Below are 22,945 nucleotides of genomic sequence, written 5' to 3' on the forward strand. Positions count from 1 at the left end.
CCCGCGAGCTTCGGCCCCGGGTCCACGACCTCACACGGGGGGCGCGGGGGTCACCACGCCGGCCTCGAGGTCGGCCGCCTCGATCTCCTCGCGGCTGATGCCGAGCAGGTACATGATCGCGTCGAGGTAGGGCACGTTGACCGACGTGTCGGCGGCGTCGCGGACCAGGGGCTTGGCGTTGTAGGCGATGCCCAGACCGGCGGCGTTGAGCATGTCGAGGTCGTTGGCGCCGTCGCCGATGGCGATCGTGGCCGCCTCGGTGAGGCCGAGCTCGGCGGCGAACTCGCGCAGTGCTCGGGCCTTGCCGGCCCGGTCGACCACCTCGCCGACGATGTTGCCGGTGAGCTTGCCGTCGACGACCTCGAGCTCGTTGGCCCGGGAGAAGTGGATCCCGAGGTCCTCGGCCAGCCGGTCGGTGATCTGGGTGAACCCGCCCGAGACGAGCGCGAACCGGTAGCCGAGCCGCCGCAGCACCCGGACCAGGGTGCGCGCTCCCGGAGCCAGGACGATGGCGTCGTACACCTCGTCGAAGGCTGAGACGTCGACGCCCTCGAGCAGCTTGACCCGCGATCTGAGCGACTCCTCGAAGTCCAGCTCTCCGCGCATCGCCGCCTCGGTCACCTCGGCGACCTCGTTGCCGTAGCCGGCGTGCTCGGCCAGCATCTCGATGACCTCGCCCTGGATCAGCGTCGAGTCGACGTCCATGACGATCAGCCGCATGCTGCGCCGGAGCAGGTTGGCCGGCTGGACGGCGATGTCGACGCCCTGGGTCGCCGCCTCCGTGGCGAGGATGCCGCGGAGCGCCTCCGGGTCCACGCCGGAGACGTGCAGGTCGATGGCCGTGACCGGGTAGCGCGCCATCCGGACGATGCGGTCGATGTTGGCGCCGCAGTCGGCGATCCGGCCGACGATGGCGGCCATCGCCGACGCCTTGAGCGGGGTCCCGATGACCGTCACGTGCGAGCGGCCACCCCGCCTGGCCCGGTTGTCGCCGCTGCCCCGCTCGACCTCGACGGCCATCCCGAGCTCGGCGGCGGTCTGCTCGACGGCGGCACGCAGCTTCTTCCAGTCCCGCGGTGCGGTCACCAGCACGCCGAGGACCAGGCGGCGGCGCAGGACGATCTGCTCGATGTCGAGGACCTCGACGCCGGCGCGCGCCAGCGTCGCGAAGATCGCCGAGCTGACCCCGGGACGGTCCTTGCCGGTCAGGGTGAGCAGCAGCGTGTCGGGCCGCCGCTCCCCGTGCATGTCACCGTCCATCGTTGCGAGGCTATCGGTGGCCGAGGTGATGTCGGCGGTTCGGTCCATGCTGGGTGTCATGAGCAGCGGTACCGCGGGATCTGCCCTGGTGTTCTTCGGTGCGTGCATCGCCGCGCACGACTGGTCCGGTCTGCGGGCGCTGCTCGCCGATGACGCCGCCGTCGAGCTGGTCCACACGGGTGAGCGGTTCGACGCGGACGCGTTCGTCGCCCTCAACCGCGACTATCCCGGCGACTGGGTGTTCCACGTCGACGAGGTCGTCGACGGTGGCGCCAGGGCCGTGGTGAGGGCGCGGACCGTCGTGGGTGACGAGACCTTCCACGTCGCGACCTTCGGGTCCCTGGATCCGCAGGGACTGCTCACCCGGCTCGTGGAGGTCTGGACCGAGGCCGTCGCACCACACCCGCAGCGCGGACCAGCCTGACGGGGAGGACTGGTCAGGCGTCCGGCGGCCACACCTCCGGGGAGGCCGCCGCCACCAGCGCCCGCCGTCCCGCACGTCCCAGCGGCACGATCGCCGTACGTCGCGCGCCGGCGTCGTACGCCGTGAGGGCGCCACCGTCGTCCTCGAGCGCCAGGGCGGTGATCTCGAGCGCCTGGAGGCCCCGGGCCGCGAGGTCGGCGCACCGCGGCGGGACTCCTGGTGGCGTGGCGAGTCGCGGCCGGTGCCGGAGGTTCATCAGCCGGTCCGCCACCTCCGGCCGCCAGCGCGCGACCTCGAGCCGGGCCAGCGCCTCGGCGGCGTCGAGGAGCGCGGTGCGCAGCTCACGGTCCGCCTCGCCCACGTCGGGGAGCTGGCGGCGCTCGGCCGGCATCGGGCGCCAGGTCACGGCGGCGCCCACCCGGTCCGGTACCAGCCCCGTGATGGCGAACCCCGCCGCGTCGAGCACCAGGACCGCCTCGCCGGTGTCGAGGGCCGCTGTGTTGAAGGCCGCCGGCCCGCCCAGCCCCACCAGGTCGCCGTCGGTCGGCAGTGCCGCGCCAACGGCGTCGGCGCCGCGGGACCGCAGAGAGCCGAGGCCGGTGACCAGCGCCTCGGGAGAGCTCTCCGGGCCGCCCAGGAGGTGCACGGCGTCGTCGCCCACGACCGCGTCGATGAGCTCGTCGGCGACCACCCGACCGCGTAGCCAGGCGGTGCCCCACCAGGCCAGCCGGATCGAGGCGGGCAGCAGGCTCGGCACGTCGGGAGACGGTACGCCGCACCACATAGGGTGACGCCCATGGCCGCCGTGATCGAGTTCGCCGGGGTGACGGTCCGGCGGGGCCAGGCAGTGCTGCTCGACGACGTCGACTGGGTGGTCGAGGAGGACGAGCGCTGGGTCATCCTCGGTCCCAACGGTGCCGGCAAGACCACCCTGCTGCAGGTCGCCGCGGCCCAGATCCATCCCACCGACGGCGTCGCGGCCGTGCTCGAGGAGGTGCTCGGCACCGTCGACGTGTTCGAGCTGCGGCCCCGGATCGGCCTGACCAGCGCCGCGCTGGGGGAGCGGGTCCCGCGGGACGAGCGCGTGCACGACGTCGTCGTCTCGGCGTCGTACGGCGTCGTCGGACGCTGGCGCGAGGAGTACGACGACCTCGACCACGGCCGCGCCGCCGGGCTGCTCCGCGAGCTGGGCGTCGCCCACCTCGCCGACCGGACCTTCGGCACCCTCAGCGAGGGCGAGCGCAAACGGGTCCAGATCGCCCGGGCCCTGATGACCGACCCGGAGCTGCTCCTGCTGGACGAGCCCGCCGCCGGGCTCGACCTCGGCGGACGCGAGGACCTCGTCTCGACGCTGTCGACGCTGGCGATGGACCCCGACTCCCCGGCGACGGTCCTGGTGTCGCACCACGTCGAGGAGATCCCTCCCGGCTTCAGCCACGCGCTGCTGCTCCGCGAGGGCCGGGTCGTGGCCGGCGGACTCCTCGACGAGGTCCTCACCGAGGACCACCTCTCCACCACGTTCGGGATGCCGCTGGTGCTGGACAAGGCCGACGACCGATGGGCGGCCCGACGACGGCGGATGCACTAGGTTTCGGCCATGGACTGGATCAGCGACCATCTGACCGCGGTCTTCCTGGGACTGGCCATCGTGCTGGGTGTCGCAGAGCTGGCCAGCATGGACCTGATCCTGCTGATGCTCGCCGCCGGCGCGCTCGCGGGCATGGTCAGCTCGCTCGCCGGTGCGGGCTTCGTGGTCTCGGCACTGGTGGCGGCGGGCGTGGCCACCGCCTGCCTGGCCCTGGTGCGGCCGTCGCTGGTCAAGCGTCTGCACTCGGGTCCGGAGCTCCAGCTCGGCCACGGCAAGCTGGTCGGTGCCCAGGGCATCGTGACCGAGCGGATCACCGGCCTCCAGGCGGGCCGGATCAAGCTCGCTGGTGAGTTCTGGACGGCCGCCCCCTACGACGACACGATCGCCATCGAGCCCGGGGAGACGGTCGAGGTGCTGGAGATCAAGGGGGCCACCGCCTACGTCCACCCGGTTCCGCGCCTAGAGTCCTGACTAGACCCCTGCTGGAACCGACCCGGCTCCGTCGTACGTCTTGTAGAGCACAACCGACGCATCACCCAGAGTGAGGAGACGCCCATGGGCGGTCTGATCGTCCTGATCCTCTTGCTGCTGCTGTTCATCTTCGTGATCACGGTGCTGGCCAAGACGGTGCGGATCGTGCCGCAGGCCCGGGCCGGCATCGTCGAGCGGTTCGGCAAGTACAAGCAGACCCTGCCCGCGGGGCTCAACATCGTGATGCCGTTCATCGACAAGGTGCGCTACCTCATCGACCTGCGCGAGCAGGTCGTGAGCTTCCCGCCGCAGCCGGTGATCACCGAGGACAACCTGGTGGTGTCGATCGACACGGTCATCTACTTCCAGGTCACCGACCCGATCGCAGCGACCTACGAGATCGCCAACTACATCCAGGCCGTCGAGCAGCTCACCATGACCACCCTGCGCAACATCGTGGGTGGCATGGACCTCGAGCAGACGCTGACCAGCCGCGAGGAGATCAACCACGGGCTGCGCGGCGTGCTCGACGAGGCGACCGGCAAGTGGGGCATCCGGGTCAACCGGGTGGAGATCAAGGGCATCGACCCGCCGCCGTCGATCAAGGACGCGATGGAGAAGCAGATGCGGGCGGACCGCGACAAGCGGGCGCTCATCCTGACCGCGGAAGGCCAGCGGCAGTCGGCCATCCTCACCGCGGAGGGCAACAAGCAGTCCGCGATCCTCAACGCCGAGGGCGACCGGGAGTCCCAGATCCTGCGCGCCCAGGCCGACCGGGAGGCCCAGATCCTGCGGGCCCAGGGTGAGGGCCAGGCCATCCAGACCGTGTTCCAGGCGATCCACGACGGTCAGCCCGACCAGTCGCTGCTCGCCTACCAGTACCTCCAGATGATGCCCAAGATCGCCGAGGGCGACGCCAACAAGGTGTGGGTCATCCCGTCCGAGATCACCAAGGCCCTCGAGGGGCTCGGCTCGTCCATCCACGAGATCGCGGGCATCCCGAAGGACTCGGGTGGCCCCCGGACCCGAGTCGACATGGGCAGCATGGAGCGCGAGCGGCTCGGTGGCAGCGGTGCCCTGCACGACCGTGAGCTGAGCGAGGCCAACCAGGCGGTGAAGGAGGCCATCGCGGCCGCCGAGGACGCCGCGGGACCCACCGGCGGGGTCGACCCGCCGCCCGCCGCCGAGCCTCCTGCTCCGCCGGCGCCTCCGGCCCCGCCTGCCAGCTAGCGGGTGTCGCTGCTCGAGGCGCTCCTGATCGGGCTGGCCGGGCTCGCGGCAGGGACCATCAACACCGTCGTCGGCTCCGGCACTCTGATCACCTTCCCGACGTTGCTCGCGTTCGGCGTACCCCCGGTGACGGCCAACGTCTCCAACAACATCGGGCTGGTGCCGGGTTCGTTGTCCGGGGCGATCGGCTACCGGCGCGAGCTCGCCGGCCAGCGCGGCCGGGTCCTGAGGCTCGCCGCCGCGTCGGTGATCGGAGCGGTCGGCGGCGCGGTCCTGCTCCTCACGCTGGACGAGGACGCGTTCGAGGCCATCGTGCCGGTGCTGATCCTCCTCGGCCTGACCATGGTCGTCCTGCAGCCGAGGATCACCCGCTGGATCACGGCGCGACGGGAGCGCACGGGGACGCACCCCACCGGGGCGACCGGGTCCTGGTGGGTCTGGCCCCTGGTCCTGGTGACGGGCGTCTACGGCGGCTACTTCGGCGCGGCTCAGGGGGTCCTGCTGATGGCCGTCATGGGGATCGGCATCCAGGAGACCCTCCAGCGCCTCAACGGCGTCAAGAACGTCCTGGCCATGCTGGTCAACCTCGTGGCCGGGACCGTGTTCGCCTTCGTCGCCGAGGTCGACTGGCTGGTCGTCGCCCTGATCGGGGTCGGCTCGGTGATCGGGGGGCAGCTCGGCGCGACGGTCGGGCGCCGGCTCCCGGACCCGGTCCTGCGGGTGACCATCGTGGTCGTGGGCCTGTCCGCGCTGATCGTGTTCCTGCTGACCTAGGAGCGCCGGGGCCTACTTCTTCCGCAGGGAGACGATGCCCTGACCGACGGCCATCAGCGCGACACCGGCCAGCAGGGCCGCGGGGACCGGCTTGACGGACTTGTCGGTGAGCCCGAGACCGGCGGCACCCGCGTCGGCGGCGTCGACCGCGATGCCGGCCACGACCAGGTTGCGGCGGGCGGTGCCCTTGGCGAGCAGCGTGGCAGCGCCCAGGGCGATGTCGCGGGAGCCGAACAGCCGGGCTCCGAGGGCCAGCTCGGGGTTGCGCTCCAGGTCGTGCCCCATGATCCGGGCCGCGAGGTCCGGGCGCACGAAGAAGAGGAGGCCGACGATGATGCGGCCGAGCGACAGTCCGATGATCGGGTTCATGGCGCGAGCCTAGGGGGCGGCGGCGTGGACGCGGGGACCGAGTGGGTTGACCAACGGGTTGTTCTTCGGGATGTCCGTGCGGCGGCCCCAGGTGTCGGACGGGTACGGCTTGGTGATGGCCTGCGACCGGGCGCCCACCCGGACCCATTCCGGGCGTTTGAGGCAGACGCGCGGCACCGTCAGCCGGAGCAGGTTCGCTGCGGCGTCGGCCTCGCCGACCATGCCGGAGCACGGGCGCCCCACCTGCACCGTCGCCACGTTGCCGCACTCGTCGGGCTTCCCGGGCTTGGCCTCCTTCGCGAGGAAGACCTCGACCTCACCGCCGCGCTCGAAACGGTCGACCGAGACACTGAAGTCCGGTCCCGGGGTGCGCACGCTGAAGCTCGCGACGAACCTCTGGCGCTTCCTCACCTCCCGCAGCGCGAGCTCGAGGACCCGCACGCCGTGACCCTACGACTCGGAGGAGCGGTCGACGTACGCCGCTCGCCAGGTCTCGATCTCCTCGTAGACCTGCGCGCGGGGTCCGGGTCGCGAGAGCACGACGTCGTGCCGGGCGCCCTCGACCGCGACGTAGGTGACGTGCGGGCCGAAGGCGGTCGCCCACTGCCGGATCTGCGCGACGTCGAGGACGATGTCGGTGCCGTGTGCGTCGTCGTCGAGCTCGGCCGGGGTCGACGAGCGGCCCGACGAGAGGACCAGCACGGGGCAGCGGATGTCCAGGCCGCGGTGCAGCTCGGCGTGCCCGTGCCGGATCGCCCGCAGCCAACCGGCGTAGATCGTGAACGACTGGACCGGCTTCCAGAGCAGGTCGAAGTCCCACTCGCCCTCGTGGTCGCGGTGCAGGCTGCGCGCGTAGAAGCCGCTGACCTGCCGCTTGATCTCCCGCATCGGCTGCCGGACTCCGACCTGGTTGAGGACCGGCGTGCTCGCCGCCCGCAGGAGGGTGCCGCCGGCGAGGTCGGTCCAGGGGGAGTTGAGCACCACGCCCGCGAGCTGCTCGGGCTGGAAGGCGTTCGCCCAGAGCCCGACCACCAGGCCCCCGGTCGAGTGCGCGGACAGCACGACGTGGTCGTGCCCGTCCCGGACCACGATCCGGTGCCAGGCCTCCTCGATCTCGTCGAAGTGCTCCTTCAGGTCGCCCACGTAGTTGGGGGTCTGGTGGGGTCGGAGCGACCGGCCGTACTTGCGCAGGTCGAGGGCGTAGAAGTCGTAGCCGCGGTCGGCCCACCACTCGGCGAACTCGGTCTGGAAGAAGTAGTCGGCGAAACCGTGCACGTGCAGCACTGCCTTGGTGAGCTTCTTCCGGCTGCCCTTGGGCTTCACGCCGGGCCGGTGCACCAGCGTCGCGACCACCTCACCCTCGTGGTCGTCCGGCAGGGTCAACGTCTCGGCCAGATAGGGCTCGCCCAGGACGTCCGGGACCCAGGTCGTCTCGCTGCTCACGAGGCAGAACGGTACGCCGCCGCGGCCGCGACCAGCCCGGCGAGCAGGCCGACGTCGGCCGCTGTCTCCGGGTGCCACTGCACCCCGACGCAGAACCGGTCGCCGGGTGACTCCATGGCCTCCAGCGTGCCGTCGGCGGCCCGCGCCGCCGCCGTGAACCCCGGGTGCTCGGCCACCGACTGGTGGTGGTGGCAGCTCACCGCGAGGGCCGGACCCACCAGGCCCGCCACCCGGGTGCCGGGCTCGGTGATCACCTCGACGTCGCCGAAGACGTCGCCGCCGGGGCTGTGCTCGTCGTGGCCGACGAGGTCCGGCGTGTGCTGGTCCAGCCGGCCGCCGGCGTGCACGGCCATGACCTGCATGCCGCGGCAGACCCCCAGGACGGGCAGGCCCACCGCGTCGGCGGCGTCGAGCAGCGCGGTCTCCCAGGCGTCCCGGTCGGGGCGCCAGCCGGCCGTGCGCGGGTGCGGCTCGGCGTCGTAGCGAGCGGGCTCGACGTCGGCACCACCGGAGATGACCAGGCCGTCCAGCCGCGAGACCGCGGCCTCGGCCGCGCCGGCGGCGTCGGTCGGCGGCAGCAGGACCGGCACGCCACCGACCGAGGTCACCGCCTCGGCGTACTGCGCGGGGAGGAGGTCGGCCCGCTGCTCCCACACGCCCCACGCGGCCACCTCGCGGTAGACGGTGAGTCCGATGAGCGGTGGGGACATCACAGCGGTGTGACGTAGGCCCCGGAGATCCCGCCGTCGACCAGGAAGGTGCTCGCCGTCATGAAGGACGACTCGTCGGAGGCGAGGAAGAGCACGGCGTTGGCCATCTCCTCGGGCTCGCCGAACCGGCCCATCGGGACATGCACCAGCCGCCGGGCGGCCCGCTCGGCGTCCTTCGCGAAGAGCTCCTTGAGCAGCGGCGTGTTGACCGGTCCCGGGCACAGCGCGTTGACCCGGACGCCCTCGCGGGCGAACTGCACGCCGAGCTCGCGGGTCATCGACAGCACGCCACCCTTGGACGCCGAGTAGGAGATCTGGGAGGTCGCCGCGCCCATCACCGCGACGAACGACGCGGTGTTGATGATCGAGCCGCGCTTCTGCTCGAGCATGTAGGGCAGCGCGGCCTTGCAGCACAGGTAGACCGAGGTGAGGTTGACCTCCTGCACCCGGCGCCAGGCATCCAGCTCGGTGTCCAGGATCGAGTCGTCGTCCGGCGGGCTGATGCCGGCGTTGTTGAACGCGATGTCGACCGAGCCGTAGGTCTCCTTGGCGGTCCGGAACAGCGCGTCGACCTGGTCCTTGCTGGTCACGTCGACATGGACGTACGTCGCCACGTCGGAGCCGCCGATCCGGTTGAGCTCCTCGACGACCTGACCGCCGGCCTCGTCGTTGACGTCGCCGACGACCAGCCGGGCGCCCTCCTCGGCGAACCGCCTCGCGGTGGCCAGGCCGATGCCCGAGCAGCCGCCGGTGATGACCGCCACCCGGTCCTGGATGCGTCCTGCCACGTTGTTCCTTCCTGGCCCTCAGGGGGCGGTCAGTGGGCGATGAAGACGTTCTTCTCCTCGGTGAACGCGAGCGGGGCGTCCGGCCCGAGCTCACGGCCGAGGCCGGACTGCTTGTAGCCGCCGAACGGCGTCCAGTAGCGGACCGAGGAGTGGGAGTTGACCGAGAGGTTGCCGGCCTCGACGGCTCGGGCGACCCGCAGGCCGCGGCCGAGGTCGTTGGTGAAGATCGACCCGGAGAGCCCGTACTCGGTGTCGTTGGCCCTCGCCACGGCGTCCGCCTCGTCGTCGAAGGGCATCACGGCGACGACGGGGCCGAACACCTCCTCACGCCAGATCCGGCTCGCCGGGTCGTCGACGGTGACCACGCTCGGCGGCACCCACCAGCCGGGTCCGGTCGGGGCCGACCCGGCGAAGGCCACCTCGACCTCGTCGAGGAAGCCGCGCACCGAGTCGCGCTGGCCGGACGAGATGAGCGGGCCCATCTCGCTGGCCTCGTCCGCCGGGTCCAGGACCCGGAGCCCGGTCACCGCCGGCTGGAGCAGCGAGAGGAACTCGTCGTACGCCGACCGCTCCACCAGGATCCGCGAGCGGGCGCAGCAGTCCTGGCCGGCGTTGTCGAACACGGCGTACGGCGCCGCCGCGGCCGCCGCGGCCAGGTCGGCGTCGGCGAAGACGATGTTGGAGCTCTTGCCACCGAGCTCGAGGGTGACCGCCTTGACCTGCTCGGCGCAGCCGGCCATGACCCGCTTGCCGACCTCGGTCGAGCCGGTGAAGACGACCTTGCGGACCAGCGGGTGGGTCACGAAGCGCTCGCCGACCACCGAGCCCTTGCCCGGCACGATGGTCAGGACGTGCTCCGGGAGCCCGGCCTCGAGGGCGAGCTCACCCAGCCGGATGGCCGTCAGCGGGGTCAGCTCCGCGGGCTTGAGGACCACGGTGTTCCCCGCGGCCAGCGCCGGGGCGAAGCCCCAGCCGGCGATCGGCATCGGGAAGTTCCAGGGGACGATGATCCCGACCACCCCGAGCGGCTCGTGGAAGGTCACGTCCACGCCGCCCGGCACCGGGATCTGCTTGCCGGACATCCGCTCGGGCGCCCCGGAGTAGTAGTTGAGGCAGTCCCGGACGTTGCCGGCCTCCCAGCGGGCGTTGCCCCAGGTGTGGCCCGCGTTGCGCACCTCGAGCTCGGCGAGCTCCTCGACGTGCTCCTCGACGACGGTGGCGAACCGCCGGAGCAGCCGGGCCCGCTCGCCGGGTGCCACTGCCCGCCAGGCCGGGAACGCGGCATGTGCTGCCTCGATCGCCGCGTCCGCGCCGGCCAGGTCGGTGAGCGGGACGTCGACGACCGGCTGCTCGGTCGCCGGGTTGATGACGGTGAAGGTGCTCATGGACGTGGTCACAGGCGTTCGAACCCCCGGCGCAGCTCCCAGTCGGTCACCGCGGCGTTGTAGGCCGCCAGCTCGACGTCGGCCATGTTGACGTAGTGGTCGACGACCTCGTCGCCGAAGCACGACCGCGCGACGGCAGAGGCCGCGAAGATCTCGCGAGCCTCGGCCAGCGTCCCCGGGACGTGCGGCTTGTCGGAGTCGTAGGCGTTGCCGACCAGCTCGGGCTCGAGCTCGAGCCCCTGCTCGATGCCGTGGAGGCCGCCGGCGAGCATCGCGGCCAGGGCCAGGTAGGGATTGACGTCGGCGCCGGGGACCCGGTTCTCCATGCGGGCACCGGCCCCCCTCCCGACCAGCCGCACCGCGCAGGTGCGGTTGTCCTGGCCCCAGGCGATCGCGGTCGGGGCGAACGACCCGGCGGCGAAGCGCTTGTAGGAGTTGATGTTGGGCGCGTAGAGCAGCGTGAAGTCGGCCATCGTCGCCAGGACGCCGGCGACGAACGAGTCGTAGAGCGGGGTGGACGTCCCGGCGTCGGCGTCCCAGAAGACCAGCGAGCCGTCCTCACCGCGCAGCGACAGGTGGATGTGGCAGGAGCTGCCCTCGCGCTGGTCGAACTTGGACATGAAGGTGATCGCCTTGCCCTGCTGGGCCGCGATCTCCTTGGCGACGGTCTTGTAGACCGCGTGGTTGTCGGCCGTGGTGAGCGCGTCGGCGTAGAGGAAGCCGACCTCGTGCTGGCCGAAGTTGCACTCGCCCTTGGCGCCCTCGACGTCCAGGCCCGCGGCGTACATCGTGTTGCGGATCGCGCGCAGCAGTGGCTCCACCCGGGTCGTGCCGAGGATCGAGTAGTCGACGTTGTACTGGTTCACCGGCGTCAGGTCGCGGTACCCGGCGTCGAAGGCCGCCTCGTAGGTCGTGTCGAAGGCGATGAACTCCAGCTCGGTCCCGGCCAGGACCTGCCACTGCTGGGCAGCCGCCTTGTCGAGCTGGGCCTGGAGGATGGTCCGGGGCGACTGCACGACCGGGGCATGGTCGAGCCAGACCAGGTCGCACTGGATCATCGCGGTCCTCGGCAGGTGGGTGAGCAGCCGGATGGTGCGGTCGTCGAGGACGAACTCCATGTCGCCGTAGCCGCGCTCCCAGGACGACATGGCGTAGCCGCCGACGGTGTTCATGTCCACGTCGACGGCGAGCAGGTAGTTGCAGCCCTCGGTGCCGTGCTCGACCACGTGGTCCACGAAGTAGCGACCGTGCAGCCGCTTGCCCTGGAGCCGGCCCTGCATGTCGGTGAAGGCGACGACGACCGTGTCGACCTCACCGTCCTCGATCCGGACGACCAGCTGTTCCATCGACAGGTGCCTGTCGTTGCGGAGCGGGCTCTGGGGTTTTCGGGCCACGGTCTTCCTATCCCACGAGGCCGCGCAGGAGCGCGGCCGTGTCGTCGCAGTGCTCCTGCATGACCTTGCGCGCCCGGTCGGGCTTCCCGGCGAGGATGGCGTTGACCAGCCGGGCGTGCTGCCGGTCGGAGTGGGCGATGTTGGTGCCCAGCACCGGGATCGCCAGCAGCATCTCGTGCAGCACGGACTGCACCGACGTCACCGCTTCGACGGTCCGCGGTGAGTCGGTCAGCGCCGCGATCGTCAGGTGGAACCGGGAGTCCGCCTGCCGGTGCGCCGCCGGCTTGTCCGCGGCGGCCACCTCGGTGTGAGCCTGCTCGAGCTGCTGCCGGCGCACGTCGTCGAGCGGCCGGGAGGCGGCGAGCTCCGCGGCACCTGGCTCCACGATCCGGCGGTAGTCCAGCGAGTCCAGCCAGTCCCGCCGCCGGTCGTCGGTGATGCGGGCCGCGGCCCGGGCCGACGGGGTGCCGGGCTTGAGGGTGACGACGGTGCCGCCGCTGCGGCCCCGGGTGGTCTCCACGAGACCGGCCTGACGTAGTGCGGCCATCGCCTCACGGAGCGTGGCCCGCGACACCCCCAGGAGCTCGGCGAGGTCCCTCTCGGCCGGCAGCGTGGTGCCCCGCGGGTAGACGCCGAGCCGGATGGCGGTCGCCAGCTGCTCCACGCACGCCTCGAAGGCGTGATGGCCCCGCACCGGCCGCAGCACGGCTGCGGGGAGGTGGGGGGACGGCAGGGCCATGGCGGACATCCTCAGGACGACGGACACGCGGTGTCAACGAGAGCGGGGGCTAATGGTCTGAGTTCATACCATTTTTACCGCAGGGCATTTACAGCCCGAACGCCACGGGTCTAGGTTCCCGATCAATTCGGACGTTCCTCCTGGAAGGTGTCCCATGCCTGAAGCGCACGAGCAGATCCACCCACATCATCCGCACCTCAACGAGGACGAGGCGACCCTCGCGAAGCTCGGCTACAAGCAGGAGCTGTCGAGGACGTGGTCCGGCTTCTCCAACTTCGCGATCTCCTTCTCGATCATCTCGATCCTGGCCGGCTGCTTCACGACCTTCGGCCAGGGCTTCAACAACGGCGGTCCCGTCGCGATCTCGTGGGGCTGGCCGATCGTCTCGGCGTTCATCCTGATCATCGGCTTCACCATGTCCGAGCTGGTGTCGGCCTACCCCACCTCGGGTGGCATCTACTGGTGGGCGTCCAAGCTGGGCGGCCCGCGGGCGGGGTTCTTCACCGGCTGGCTCAACCTGATCGGCCTGGTCGCCGTGACCGCGTCGGTCGCCTACGGCTGTGCCACGTTCATCGACCTCACGCTGAGCGTCTTCTCGGAGGGCTGGGCCGAGGACTACTCGCTGAGCCGGGTGTTCGTCATCTTCCTGGTGCTGCTCGCCATCGCCTCGCTGCTCAACATCTTCAGCGGCCACCTGATGGCGGTCATGAACAACGTCTCGGTGTGGTGGCACGTTGTGGGAGCCGCGTTCATCGTCGTGGTGCTCATCTTCGTGCCGGACAACCACCAGAGCTTCAGCTACGTCTTCACCGAGCGCTTCAACAACTCCGGCTACTCCGACGGCGCCAACGACAGCGCCCTGTACTGGCTGCTCGTCATCCCGTTCGGGCTGCTGCTCACGCAGTACACGATCACGGGGTTCGACGCGTCCGCACACCTCTCGGAGGAGACCCAGGCCGCCTCTGAAGGAGCCGCCAAGGGGATCTGGCGGTCCATCTTCTACTCCGCGATCGGTGGCTGGATCCTCCTCCTGACGTTCCTCTTCGCGATCCCGGACGACGCCGCGGGCAACCCCGACAACGCCGGCGTCGGGGGCGGTGGGGTGGCGTACATCTTCACCTCCGCCCTGGACAACGACCTCGCCGCCACCGTGCTCCTGGTCTCGGCGGTCGGGCAGTTCTTCTGCACCACGGCCTGCATGACGAGCGCGTCCCGGATGACCTTCGCGTTCAGCCGGGACGGGGCCATCCCCGGGTCCGGCCTGTGGTCCAAGGTCAACGCGGCCAAGGTGCCGGCCAACGCGGTGCTGCTGGTCGCGGTCGTCGCCGCGCTGATCACCCTGCCGGCGCTGGTCGAGGTCAACATCGGCACCGAGGAGGAGCCGCTGATCGTCCCGACCGCCTTCTACGCGGTGGTCTCGGTCGCCGTGATCGGCCTCTACCTGGCCTTCCTGATCCCGATCTGGCTCCGGTGGAAGATCGGCGACGCCTTCGAGCCCGGCTCCTGGAACAACGGCCAGAAGTACAAGTGGATGAACCTCATCGCGGTGGCCGAGATCGCGATCATCTGCGTCTACTTCGTGCTGCCGTTCGTCCCGGCGGGCAGCCCGTTCAGCGAGAACTTCGACCTGAAGTTCGTCAACTACGCACCGGTGCTGACCATCGGGTCGCTCGTCATCCTCTGGATCTGGTGGAGCGTCTCGGCGAAGAACTGGTACACGGGTCCCAAGCACACGATCGACCCGGCGGTCGTCGAGGCCTTCGACGAACGGGCGTGACTCCTGACCTGGGCCGCCTCGCCGTCCTGGCGGGGCGGTCCTGGTCGGTCACCGAGCTGCCGGGCGGGCTGACCAACCGCAACCTGAGGGTGACCACGACCGACGAGGGCGAGCCCCTCGACCTCGTGGTGCGCTGCTCGCAGGGGGACCCCGGGCTGCTCGGGATCGACCGGGACGCCGAGCACCTCAACACCGTCGTCGCGGCCGGCGCGGGTGTCGGCCCGGGGGTCGTGGAGTACCGGCCGGACCTGGGGATGCTGGTGATCGAGTTCCTCCCGGGGCACCCGCTGGTGAACGACTCGTTCCGCGATGCCGCCGTGCTGGCGAGGTCCGCCGAGGCATGCCGGCGGCTGCACGCCGGTGGCCGGTTCACCAACCACTTCGACATGTTCGAGCGCCAGGCGGGCTACCTGGCCGTCGTGAGGGAGCGCGGGTTCGCCCTGCCGGCGACGTACGACGACCACGCCGACGCCTGGGAGGCGGTGCGCCGGGCACTGCTGACCGACCCGCGGCCGACCGTGCCCTGCAACAACGACCTGCTGGCCGCCAACTTCATCGACGACGACGACCAGGTCTGGCTCATCGACTACGAATACTCCGGGAACAACGACGCCTGCTTCGAGCTCGGCAACACCTCGACGGAGTGCGACTTCACCCCGGAGCAGACCGAGGCCTACACCGAGGCCTACTTCGGCAGCCCGACCGCCGCGGACCTGGCCCGGGTGCGGCTGCAGGCGCTCTGCAGCCAGTACGGATGGTCTCTGTGGGGCTTCATCCAGGCCGCCACGAGCCCGATGGACTTCGACTTCCACGGCTGGGGCATGGAGCGGTTCGACAAGGCCGAGGCAACGTTCCGGGGGCCGGAGCTCGACCGGCTGCTGAGGGAGGTGGCGGGCACCGGTGGCTGACGTTCCCGCACGCGCCCAGGTCGTCGTCGTCGGCGGGGGAGTCGTCGGCTGCTCGGTGGCGTACCACCTCACCAAGCTGGGCTGGACCGACGTGCTGCTCCTGGAGCAGGGCCACCTCACCGGTGGGACGACCTGGCACGCCGCCGGCCTCGTCGGACCGCTGCGGGCCAGCGAGAGCGGCACCCGTCTCGTGCAGTACTCCGCGGAGCTCTACGCCTCCCTCGAAGCCGAGACCGGCCTGGCGACCGGCTACCGCAACGTCGGCGGGGTCATCGTCGCCCGCACCGAGGACCGGATGGTCCAGCTCCGGCGCACGGCCGCCAACGCGGCGGCGTACGACCTGGAGTGCGAGCTCATCTCGCCGAAGCGGGCGCAGGAGCTCTGGCCGCCGATGCAGGTCGAGGACCTGCTGGGCGCCATCTGGCTCCCGGGTGACGGCAAGGTCAACCCGACCGACCTGACCCAGTCGCTGGCCAAGGGCGCCCGGCTGGGTGGCGCGACAGTCCGGGAACAGGTGCGGGTCACCGGGTTCGAGGTGGACACCGGTGGCCGCCGACCGCGGGTCACCGCGGTCCGGACCGACCACGGCGACGTCGAGTGCGAGGTCGTCGTCAACTGCGCCGGCCAGTGGGCCCACGCCGTGGGTCTGCTCCTGGGCACGACGGTGCCGCTGCACTCAGCCGAGCACTTCTACGTCGTCACCGAGGCGGTCGAGGGCACCCACCCGGACCTCCCGATCATGCGTGACCCGGATGGCTGGACGTACTTCAAGGAGGAGGTCGGCGGCCTGGTCGTCGGCGGGTTCGAGCCGGAGGCGAAGCCCTGGCGCGCACCGGACGACCTGCCGCACCCCTTCGAGTTCCAGCTGCTCGAGGAGGACTGGGAGCACTTCTCGGTGCTGATGGACGAGGCGCTGCACCGGGTCCCGGCGCTTGCCGAGACCGGCATCCGCAAGTTCTACAACGGCCCGGAGTCGTTCACCCCGGACAACCAGTTCCTCCTCGGCCGCACTCCCGAGGTCGAGAACGCCTTCATCGGCGCCGGCTTCAACTCCGTCGGCATCGCGTCCGCCGGCGGCGCCGGCCGGGCCCTGGCGGAGTGGATCGTGGCAGGGGAACCGACGGGGGACCTCGTGGGCGTCGACATCCGCCGGTTCGCGCCGTTCCACGCCGACCGCTCGTTCCTGCGGGACCGGGTGGCCGAGGTCCTCGGGCTCCACTACGCGGTGCCGTGGCCCAACCTCGAGGTGGCGACCGCCCGCGACGTACGCCGGAGCCCGCTGCACGACCGGCTGGCGGAGGCCGGGGCGGTCTTCGGCTCCAAGATGGGCTGGGAGCGGCCCAACGTCTTCGCGCCGACCCCCGGCGCCGAGCTCGACTACAGCTGGGCCAAGCCGTCTTGGCTCGAGTGGTCGGTCGCCGAGCAGCTCGCCTGCCGGTCCGGCGTGGCGGTGTTCGACCAGACCTCGTTCTCCAAGTACGTCGTCGACGGGCCGGACGCGCTCGCCGCCCTGCAGTGGGTGTGCGCGGCCGACGTCGACGTCGCGGTGGGCCGGAGCGTCTACACGCCGTTCCTCAACGAGCGCGGCACCTACGAAGCCGACGTGACCGTGACCCGCACGGCCCCGGACGCGTTCCTGGTGCTGTCGAGCTCGGCGACGACGGTGCGCGACCTGGACTGGATCCGTCGGCACACGCCCGTTGAGGCGCTCGACGTGACGGGGGACTACACGGTGCTCGGCGTCATGGGTCCGTCGTCCCGCGACCTGCTCGGCCTGCTGAGCGACGACGACCTGTCGGAGGAGGGCTTCCCGTTCGCCACCAGCCGGGAGATCGACCTCGTCCCGGCACGCGTGCGCGCGACCCGGATGACCTACGTCGGCGAGCTCGGCTGGGAGCTCCTCGTGCCGACCACCGACGCGGGGGAGGTGTACGCCGCCCTGATGACCGCCGGGAAGACGCTCGGCGTGGCCAACGCGGGCTACTACACGATCGAGTCGATGCGCCTGGAGAAGGGCTACCGCGCGTTCGCCCGCGAGCTGACGCCCGACTTCGGACCGGTCGAGGCCGGCCTCCTGTTCGCGACCGGGCTCAAGACGGACAAGGACTTCCTCGGCCGCGCGGCTCTCGAGGCGCACCGCGAGGAGCTCGCAGCGGGCGGGCCTCGGCGGCGACTCGTGTCCTTCGTGCTCGACGACCCCGAGCCGATGCTCTGGGGCGGCGAGCTGCTGCTCCGTGACGGCGAGCCGGCGGGGCAGGTCACCAGCGCGGCCTGGGGGGCGACCGTCGGGGCCGCGGTCGGGCTGGCCTACCTGAGGGCGGCCGCTCCGGTGACCGCCGCATCGCTGGCGGGGGCACGCTTCGAGGTCGACGTCGCCGGCCGTCGGCACGCCGTGCAGGTCTCCCTGAGAGCCCCGCTGGCCTGATCGAGGCGGGATACCCTGACGCCGTGGTGGAGACTCGGGCCACCCACGGAGGGGTGACGGGCTACGTCAGCGGTCGCGTGCGCAGCTGGCGCACCGGCTCGCGCGAGTCCCAGCTCTACGCCCTGGTCGTGCTCCTCGTCGGCATCAGCGTGTCCTTCGTGGTCTCGCTGGCCGCCCCGGCGTGGATGCCGCTGGCGGCGTACTTCGTGTGGCTGCTGGCCGCCATGCTCCTGCTGCGCTTCGAGCCGCTGATGGTGGCCGTCGGCTGGAACACGGTCGCCGTCATCGTCACGGAGGTCGCCCGGGGGTCCATGACGGGGCAGCGGCTGGTCGCCGTGGCGCTCTACCTGGTGGCGGTCGCGATGGTCGTCTTCCAGGCCAGCCGGCAGCGAAACGGGTTGCCGGGGCCGCTCAGCGAAGCGCTGCTCGCTGACCTGCGTGGCCGGCTCCAGCGCCAGGGCACGGTCCCTGACCTCCCGTCGGGGTGGCACTCGCAGACCGCGATGATCGCCTCCGACGGTGCCCACTACGCCGGCGACTTCCTGGTCGCAGACCTCAGTGAGGACCGGCGCCGGCTCGAGGTGATCCTCGTGGACGTGGTCGGGAAGGGCACGGCGGCCGGACCGGCCGCGCTCCAGTTCGCCGGCGCGCTGGGTGGGCTGATCGGGGCCCTCCCGCCGATCGACCTGTTCCGTGCCGCCAACGACTTCCTGCTCCGGCAGCCCGAGGACGAGCAGTTCGCCACGGCCGTGCACCTCGTGGTCGACCTCGCCGACGGGACCTACGAGATCACCAGCGCCGGTCACCCGCCCGCGCTGCGGTACGACCTGCCCACGCGTGAGTGGGTGATCGACAACGCCCGCGGCACCGCGCTGGGAGTGCTCACCGACCCTGAGCTGCACCGGACCGACGGCAGGCTGTGCCCCGGCGAGGCCCTGATGTTCTACACCGACGGGGTCGTCGAGTCCCGCACGGCACATCTCGACGTGGGCATCGCCTGGCTCCAACGCATCGCCCGCGACGCGGTCAGCCGCGGCTTCGCCGGCGCCGCGCAACGGGTGATCGGCCAGGTCGCCCGCGGCGACGACGACCGTGCCGTGCTGATCCTCAGCCGGGAGCCCGTCGTCACCCGGGCGGAGCCGGAGGAGTCGAGTACAGCTCGCGGATGACGTCCTCGATGGCCGGTTCCTGGATCGACAGGTCCGCCACGTCGTACGCCGCCGCCACGGCCGCCACCACCGGAGCGGCCGACGCGTCCGCGGGGAACGCCAGCCACTGACGCGGCCCCTCCACCCGCCGCGTGGTGGCACCCGGGACGTCGATGGGCGGTGCCTCGTCGACCAGGTCGACCACGAGCGTCCTGGTCGACCCGCCGCGCTGGTGCAGCCCGGTCAGGCTGCCGTCGTACACCGCCGTGCCGTGGTCGATGACGATCACCCGGTCGCACAGCGCCTCGATGTCCTGGAGGTCGTGGGTGGTCAGGACCAGCGTGGTGGCCCGTTCGGCGTTGAGCGCGCGAAGGAACTCCCGAAGGCGGCCCTTGCTGATCACGTCGAGGCCGATGGTGGGCTCGTCGAGGAACAGGATCTCCGGGTCGTGCAGGAGCGCCGCCACGATGTCGCCGCGCATCCGCTGCCCGAGGCTGAGCTGCCGGACGGGAGTGTCGAGCAGGTCCTGCAGGTCGAGCAGCTCGACGAAGCGCCCGAGGTTCTCCCGGTGGCGTGCCGGTCCGGTGCGGTAGATCTTCTGCAGCAGGTCGAAGGAGTCGCGCAACGGGAGGTCCCACCACAGCGTGGTGCGCTGGCCGAAGACCACGCCGATCCTCCTCGCCAGCTCGACGCGGTCGCGCTGCGGCTCGAGTCCCGCCACCGTGAGCGCGCCCGACGTGGGGACCAGGATCCCGGTGAGCATCTTGATCGTCGTCGACTTCCCAGCCCCGTTGGGGCCGATGTAGCCGACCATCTCTCCGGCGTCGATGGTGAAGGACAGGTCGTGGACCGCCTTCACGGTGTCGGTGGTGCGCCGCAGGCGGCCGATCCTGCGCCGCCGGACGAAGGTGCGGGCGAGGTCCCTGACGTCGATGAGTGGGTGGTGCACGGGCCGGGTCATCACGATCCTGTCGAGGTGTAGCGGCGGACACCGGCCCGCCAGGTCAGCAGGGCGACTCCCACCATGGCCACCGCGGCGACGGGCGAGCAGAGCTGCAGCCAGCCGGGCAGCCCGAACGGGTCGTCGCGGCCCAGCAGGTAGAGGCACGGGTACCAGTTCACGAACGCCACCGGCACGACGAACGTCAGCGAGCGCATCACCTCGCGCGGGAAGATCGTGAGCGGGTACTGCGTGAGCGTGGCCCCGCCGTAGGTGAACGCGTTGGCGAACTCGGTCGCGTCCTTGGTGAGGAACTGGATGCACGAGAACGTCACGAACAGCCCGAAGAAGATCGCCCCGCCGGAGACCACCATGACGACCGCGACGCCGACCCGGGCCGGCGTCCAGTCGACGTACGCCGCCGCCCACGCGAACACGACGGCCGCCTGCGTGATGCGGCCCAGCCGGCGCAGCGTGAACTGGTCCGCGCAGACCTGGAGCAGCAGGGGCAGTGGCTTGGTGAGCATCTGGTCGAGGCGGCCGGTGCGGATGTACTCGCCGATCCGCTCGACGCTCCCGATCAGCGTGTCCGCGATCCCGAGTCCCAGGGACGAGGCGCCATACAGCAGCGCCACCTCGTGCAGCGCGAAGCCGCCGAGCAGGTCGAGCTGGCTGAACATGATCCAGATGGCGACCGCGTCGAGACCGGTGATCAGCCCGTTGGCGACCACCAGGGTGACGAAGGAGGTGCGGTAGACCCAGGCCGCGCGCACCCACAGGCCCGCGATCGCGGCGTACATGCCGACGTGACCGCGCGCGGAGAGCGAGTCCTCAGCCTGGATCTCAGCCACCTTGGAGCACCACCTTCCGGGTGGCGGCGCGGAGCACCAGTGCGCAGGCGGCGAGGAGCACGACGATCCACCCCACCTGGAACCCGAGGCGGGCCAGGATGTCGACGCCCTCGTGCCGTCCCAGCCACAGGTCCGCGGGGACCTGGAGGAACCCGGCGAAGGGCATGGCCTCCGCCACTGTGCCGAGCCAGCCCGGGAACAGGACGAGGGGCAGCGTCATCCCGCTGAAGAACAGCGCGAACCCCAGCGACAGCACCCGGAGGCCGCTCGAGTCGAGCAACCAGAAGGCGCTGCAGGCGACGAGGAAGCGAACCGTGAAGCTCAGGGTCACGGCGAGCGGGAGGCTGACCACGAAGGCCAGCGCGTGGAGCGGCGACACGGGCAGCGTGAGGTCGAACAGGAGCAGACCCACCGCCAGAGGTGCCAGTCCCCGGCTGAGCAGGTGGTACGCGGCTCGGCCGAGGTCCGAGGCGAGGTACCAGCCGATCAGGCCGACCGGCCGGTAGAGGTCGATGGCGACGTCCCCCGTGCGGATCCGCTCGGCGAGGTCCTCGGTGCTGCCGCCGCCGAACAGCGCGACCGTCATCAGCAGTGCCTGGCCCAGCCAGACGAAGGTCACCGCGTCCACGGCGTCGTAGCCGCCGGCGTCGGGGTTGGCGGCCCAGAGCGCCAGGTAGGCGTAGGAGTAGATGACGCCGAACACGGAGTTGGTGAAGATCCCGGCCAGGGTCGCCGCCCGATAGGTGGAGTAGCGGCGGAAGGCCCGCGTCGCGACGGCGACGTGGAGGCTCACCGGTGGATCACCGGCGAGAGGTTACCCGCGCTTCGCCCTGGCCACTAGCAGCGCGGCGAGGGTGCCGCCCAGGGTGCCGAGGGTCATGTCACCGAGCGTGTCCTCGTACGCCGTCTCGATCTCGGTGCCGTGCCGGATGAACGTGTACCACTCACCGATCTCCCAGCCCAGCGCGAGCAGGGACCCGATCCCGGCGACCAGCACCACCCGGGCCCAGGGCGGTCGCACGGCGCCCACGACGAGCAGGCCGATCCCGGCGTTGAGGAAGACCCAGTTGACGAAGTGGTTGAGGTCGTCCCACCAGTCGAGGGTGTCGTAGTAGTCGAGGCTGTTGCCGGTCGTGTCGACCAGGAACCCGAGCATGACCAGGGCGAACGCGAGGTAGGGCACCTCCGCGTCCGGACGCTTCCGCTTGACCGTCAGCCACCAGATCGCCGGGACGAAGAGCATCATCACCGGGTACGCCGCCAGCCGGGCACCGAAGGCCTTGTCCTCGAACCGCTCGATCCCCGGGACGAACGTCGCGACCGCCAGCTGGCCGACGGTCAGCGCCAGGATGAGTGCGGGCAGCCAGATCAGGCTGCGCCTCCCCGTGGACTCCACGGGCCGCATCATGCCGGGTCCGCCGCTGATCGACTGCACGGGTCCGCCCTACGCTCACGGCATGACTGACACGACGATGGCGGGCCGCACGGTCCTGGTGACCGGGGCCAGCGACGGGATCGGGGCCGAGACCGCGCGGGTCCTGGCCCGGAAGGGCGCGACCGTGCTCGTGACCGGGCGCTCGGCCGACAAGCTCCGGCCGGTCGCCCAGGAGGTCGGGACGGAGCCGCTCGTCGCCGACTTCTCCCGGCTCGACGACGTACGCCGGCTGGCCGCCGAGGTGGGGGAGCGGGTCGAGTCACTGGACGTGCTCATGAACAACGCCGGCGGCACCTTCGCCCCGTCCAGGACCACCCACGACGGCCACGAGCCCAACTTCCAGATCAACCACCTGGCGCCGTACCTGCTCACCCACCTGCTGCGGCCGCAGCTCGTCGCGGCGGGCTCCTCGCTCGTCGTGAACACCTCGAGCATCGCCAACCTGGGGGGCAAGATCGTCCTCGACGACCTCGACTACCAGCACCGGCGGTCGATGGAGATGACCGCCTACGGCACCGGCAAGCTGATGAACATCCTCTTCACCCGGGGCATCGCTCAGCGCTGGGCAGGCGACGGCATCGTCTCGGTCGCGGTCCACCCGGGCCCGGCCGGCACCTCGTTCGGGCGCGACTCGTGGTTCGTCGGCCTGCTCTACCGGACGCCGCTCCGGCGCTTCGGCACCATCAGCGTCGCCGACGGCGCGGCCCCGCTGATCGCCCTCGCCGAACGCGGCCCCGACCCCGAGGTCAACGGGCGCTACTACAGCCGGTTCAAGGTCGACGGACGGGAGAACAAGCAGGCCGGCGACCAGTCGCTCGTCGACGGGCTGTGGGAGCGGTCGGCCGAGCTCACCGGGCTGACGCTTGTCTGACCTGTCGAATAACGA

At 71.2% G+C, this 22,945-nt stretch carries 24 protein-coding genes; 10 read left to right on the forward strand and 14 right to left on the reverse strand.

Annotation, left to right across the window (positions count from 1 at the left end; all coding sequences use genetic code 11):
- Nucleotides 1–30: 30 nt before the first annotated feature.
- Complete coding sequence (gene serB / locus JHD21_RS00665; RefSeq protein ID WP_292670826.1) at nucleotides 31–1,260, reverse strand: phosphoserine phosphatase SerB; 1,230 nt, start codon at nucleotides 1,258–1,260, stop codon at nucleotides 31–33.
- A gap of 58 nt (nucleotides 1,261–1,318) precedes the next feature.
- On the opposite strand from serB, the gene JHD21_RS00670 reads away from it, so the two are divergent.
- Entirely contained in the window at nucleotides 1,319–1,684 is a 366-nt protein-coding gene (locus JHD21_RS00670) for a nuclear transport factor 2 family protein (RefSeq protein ID WP_292670827.1), read from the forward strand.
- A 13-nt stretch (nucleotides 1,685–1,697) separates the two neighbouring features.
- Here the strand turns inward: JHD21_RS00670 and JHD21_RS00675 are convergent, their stop codons facing one another.
- Nucleotides 1,698–2,441: a hypothetical protein gene (locus JHD21_RS00675; RefSeq protein ID WP_292670829.1), complete on the reverse strand. Its 744-nt coding sequence runs from the start codon at nucleotides 2,439–2,441 to the stop codon at nucleotides 1,698–1,700.
- A gap of 39 nt (nucleotides 2,442–2,480) precedes the next feature.
- Between JHD21_RS00675 and JHD21_RS00680 the strand changes: the two genes are divergently transcribed.
- The 4 genes from JHD21_RS00680 to JHD21_RS00695 all read left to right on the forward strand — a co-directional run bounded on the left by JHD21_RS00680 (nucleotide 2,481) and on the right by JHD21_RS00695 (nucleotide 5,747).
- The gene (locus JHD21_RS00680; protein WP_292670830.1) at nucleotides 2,481–3,272 is read left to right on the forward strand and encodes an ABC transporter ATP-binding protein; all 792 of its coding nucleotides are present in this window, start codon (nucleotides 2,481–2,483) and stop codon (nucleotides 3,270–3,272) included.
- A 9-nt stretch (nucleotides 3,273–3,281) separates the two neighbouring features.
- Complete coding sequence (locus tag JHD21_RS00685; protein ID WP_292670831.1) at nucleotides 3,282–3,743, forward strand: NfeD family protein; 462 nt, start codon at nucleotides 3,282–3,284, stop codon at nucleotides 3,741–3,743.
- Between the two features lie 84 nt (nucleotides 3,744–3,827).
- Nucleotides 3,828–4,973, forward strand: coding sequence for an SPFH domain-containing protein (locus JHD21_RS00690; protein WP_292670832.1), 1,146 nt, complete (start codon nucleotides 3,828–3,830; stop codon nucleotides 4,971–4,973).
- 3 nt (nucleotides 4,974–4,976) lie between these two features.
- Nucleotides 4,977–5,747, forward strand: coding sequence for a sulfite exporter TauE/SafE family protein (locus tag JHD21_RS00695; RefSeq protein WP_292670833.1), 771 nt, complete (start codon nucleotides 4,977–4,979; stop codon nucleotides 5,745–5,747).
- 12 nt (nucleotides 5,748–5,759) lie between these two features.
- Here the strand turns inward: JHD21_RS00695 and JHD21_RS00700 are convergent, their stop codons facing one another.
- The 8 genes from JHD21_RS00700 to JHD21_RS00735 are packed head-to-tail and all read right to left on the reverse strand — an operon-like array spanning nucleotide 5,760 to nucleotide 12,575.
- Complete coding sequence (locus tag JHD21_RS00700; protein ID WP_292670834.1) at nucleotides 5,760–6,116, reverse strand: hypothetical protein; 357 nt, start codon at nucleotides 6,114–6,116, stop codon at nucleotides 5,760–5,762.
- A gap of 9 nt (nucleotides 6,117–6,125) precedes the next feature.
- Nucleotides 6,126–6,557 carry a hypothetical protein gene (locus JHD21_RS00705; RefSeq protein ID WP_292670835.1) on the reverse strand — a complete coding sequence of 144 codons (432 nt, stop codon included), beginning with the start codon at nucleotides 6,555–6,557 and terminating at the stop codon, nucleotides 6,126–6,128.
- Between the two features lie 9 nt (nucleotides 6,558–6,566).
- A complete protein-coding gene (locus tag JHD21_RS00710; RefSeq protein ID WP_292670836.1) occupies nucleotides 6,567–7,559 on the reverse strand; it encodes an alpha/beta hydrolase in 993 nt (330 codons plus the stop codon).
- Entirely contained in the window at nucleotides 7,556–8,269 is a 714-nt protein-coding gene (locus JHD21_RS00715; protein WP_292670837.1) for a gamma-glutamyl-gamma-aminobutyrate hydrolase family protein, read from the reverse strand. The genes JHD21_RS00710 and JHD21_RS00715 overlap by 4 nt, the downstream gene beginning before the upstream one ends.
- Complete coding sequence (locus tag JHD21_RS00720; RefSeq protein WP_292670838.1) at nucleotides 8,269–9,057, reverse strand: 3-oxoacyl-ACP reductase; 789 nt, start codon at nucleotides 9,055–9,057, stop codon at nucleotides 8,269–8,271. The genes JHD21_RS00715 and JHD21_RS00720 overlap by 1 nt, the downstream gene beginning before the upstream one ends.
- Nucleotides 9,058–9,086: 29 nt before the next feature.
- Nucleotides 9,087–10,442: an aldehyde dehydrogenase family protein gene (locus JHD21_RS00725; RefSeq protein WP_292670839.1), complete on the reverse strand. Its 1,356-nt coding sequence runs from the start codon at nucleotides 10,440–10,442 to the stop codon at nucleotides 9,087–9,089.
- An 8-nt stretch (nucleotides 10,443–10,450) separates the two neighbouring features.
- On the reverse strand, nucleotides 10,451–11,836 hold the full coding sequence (locus JHD21_RS00730; RefSeq protein ID WP_292670841.1) for a glutamine synthetase family protein: 1,386 nt from the start codon (nucleotides 11,834–11,836) through the stop codon (nucleotides 10,451–10,453).
- Between the two features lie 7 nt (nucleotides 11,837–11,843).
- Nucleotides 11,844–12,575: an FCD domain-containing protein gene (locus JHD21_RS00735; RefSeq protein ID WP_292670843.1), complete on the reverse strand. Its 732-nt coding sequence runs from the start codon at nucleotides 12,573–12,575 to the stop codon at nucleotides 11,844–11,846.
- Nucleotides 12,576–12,729: 154 nt separating this feature from the next.
- Here JHD21_RS00735 and JHD21_RS00740 point away from each other — a divergent pair, with 154 nt between their 5' ends.
- Genes JHD21_RS00740 through JHD21_RS00755 form a run of 4 tightly spaced genes read left to right on the forward strand, consistent with a single transcriptional unit; the run spans nucleotide 12,730 to nucleotide 18,854 of the window.
- The gene (locus tag JHD21_RS00740; RefSeq protein ID WP_292670845.1) at nucleotides 12,730–14,352 is read left to right on the forward strand and encodes an amino acid permease; all 1,623 of its coding nucleotides are present in this window, start codon (nucleotides 12,730–12,732) and stop codon (nucleotides 14,350–14,352) included.
- Nucleotides 14,349–15,260, forward strand: coding sequence for a phosphotransferase (locus JHD21_RS00745; protein WP_292670847.1), 912 nt, complete (start codon nucleotides 14,349–14,351; stop codon nucleotides 15,258–15,260). The genes JHD21_RS00740 and JHD21_RS00745 overlap by 4 nt, the downstream gene beginning before the upstream one ends.
- Nucleotides 15,253–17,685, forward strand: a complete 2,433-nt coding sequence (locus tag JHD21_RS00750) for an FAD-dependent oxidoreductase (protein WP_292670848.1) — start codon at nucleotides 15,253–15,255, stop codon at nucleotides 17,683–17,685. The genes JHD21_RS00745 and JHD21_RS00750 overlap by 8 nt, the downstream gene beginning before the upstream one ends.
- A 23-nt stretch (nucleotides 17,686–17,708) precedes the next feature.
- The gene (locus tag JHD21_RS00755) at nucleotides 17,709–18,854 is read left to right on the forward strand and encodes a PP2C family protein-serine/threonine phosphatase (RefSeq protein ID WP_292670850.1); all 1,146 of its coding nucleotides are present in this window, start codon (nucleotides 17,709–17,711) and stop codon (nucleotides 18,852–18,854) included.
- On the opposite strand, the gene JHD21_RS00760 is transcribed toward JHD21_RS00755, so the two are convergent.
- Genes JHD21_RS00760 through JHD21_RS00775 form a run of 4 tightly spaced genes read right to left on the reverse strand, consistent with a single transcriptional unit; the run spans nucleotide 18,811 to nucleotide 22,059 of the window.
- Entirely contained in the window at nucleotides 18,811–19,794 is a 984-nt protein-coding gene (locus tag JHD21_RS00760; protein WP_292670852.1) for an ATP-binding cassette domain-containing protein, read from the reverse strand. The genes JHD21_RS00755 and JHD21_RS00760 overlap by 44 nt on opposite strands.
- On the reverse strand, nucleotides 19,794–20,624 hold the full coding sequence (locus JHD21_RS00765; protein WP_292670853.1) for an ABC-2 family transporter protein: 831 nt from the start codon (nucleotides 20,622–20,624) through the stop codon (nucleotides 19,794–19,796). The genes JHD21_RS00760 and JHD21_RS00765 overlap by 1 nt, the downstream gene beginning before the upstream one ends.
- Nucleotides 20,617–21,417, reverse strand: coding sequence for an ABC-2 family transporter protein (locus JHD21_RS00770; protein ID WP_292670854.1), 801 nt, complete (start codon nucleotides 21,415–21,417; stop codon nucleotides 20,617–20,619). The genes JHD21_RS00765 and JHD21_RS00770 overlap by 8 nt, the downstream gene beginning before the upstream one ends.
- A gap of 21 nt (nucleotides 21,418–21,438) precedes the next feature.
- Nucleotides 21,439–22,059 carry a hypothetical protein gene (locus JHD21_RS00775; RefSeq protein ID WP_292670855.1) on the reverse strand — a complete coding sequence of 207 codons (621 nt, stop codon included), beginning with the start codon at nucleotides 22,057–22,059 and terminating at the stop codon, nucleotides 21,439–21,441.
- Nucleotides 22,060–22,081: 22 nt separating this feature from the next.
- Here JHD21_RS00775 and JHD21_RS00780 point away from each other — a divergent pair, with 22 nt between their 5' ends.
- Nucleotides 22,082–22,930, forward strand: coding sequence for an SDR family NAD(P)-dependent oxidoreductase (locus JHD21_RS00780; RefSeq protein ID WP_292670856.1), 849 nt, complete (start codon nucleotides 22,082–22,084; stop codon nucleotides 22,928–22,930).
- Nucleotides 22,931–22,945: the final 15 nt, after the last annotated feature.

Source organism: Nocardioides sp., from assembly GCF_016462705.1.
Lineage (GTDB): Bacteria > Actinomycetota > Actinomycetes > Propionibacteriales > Nocardioidaceae > Nocardioides.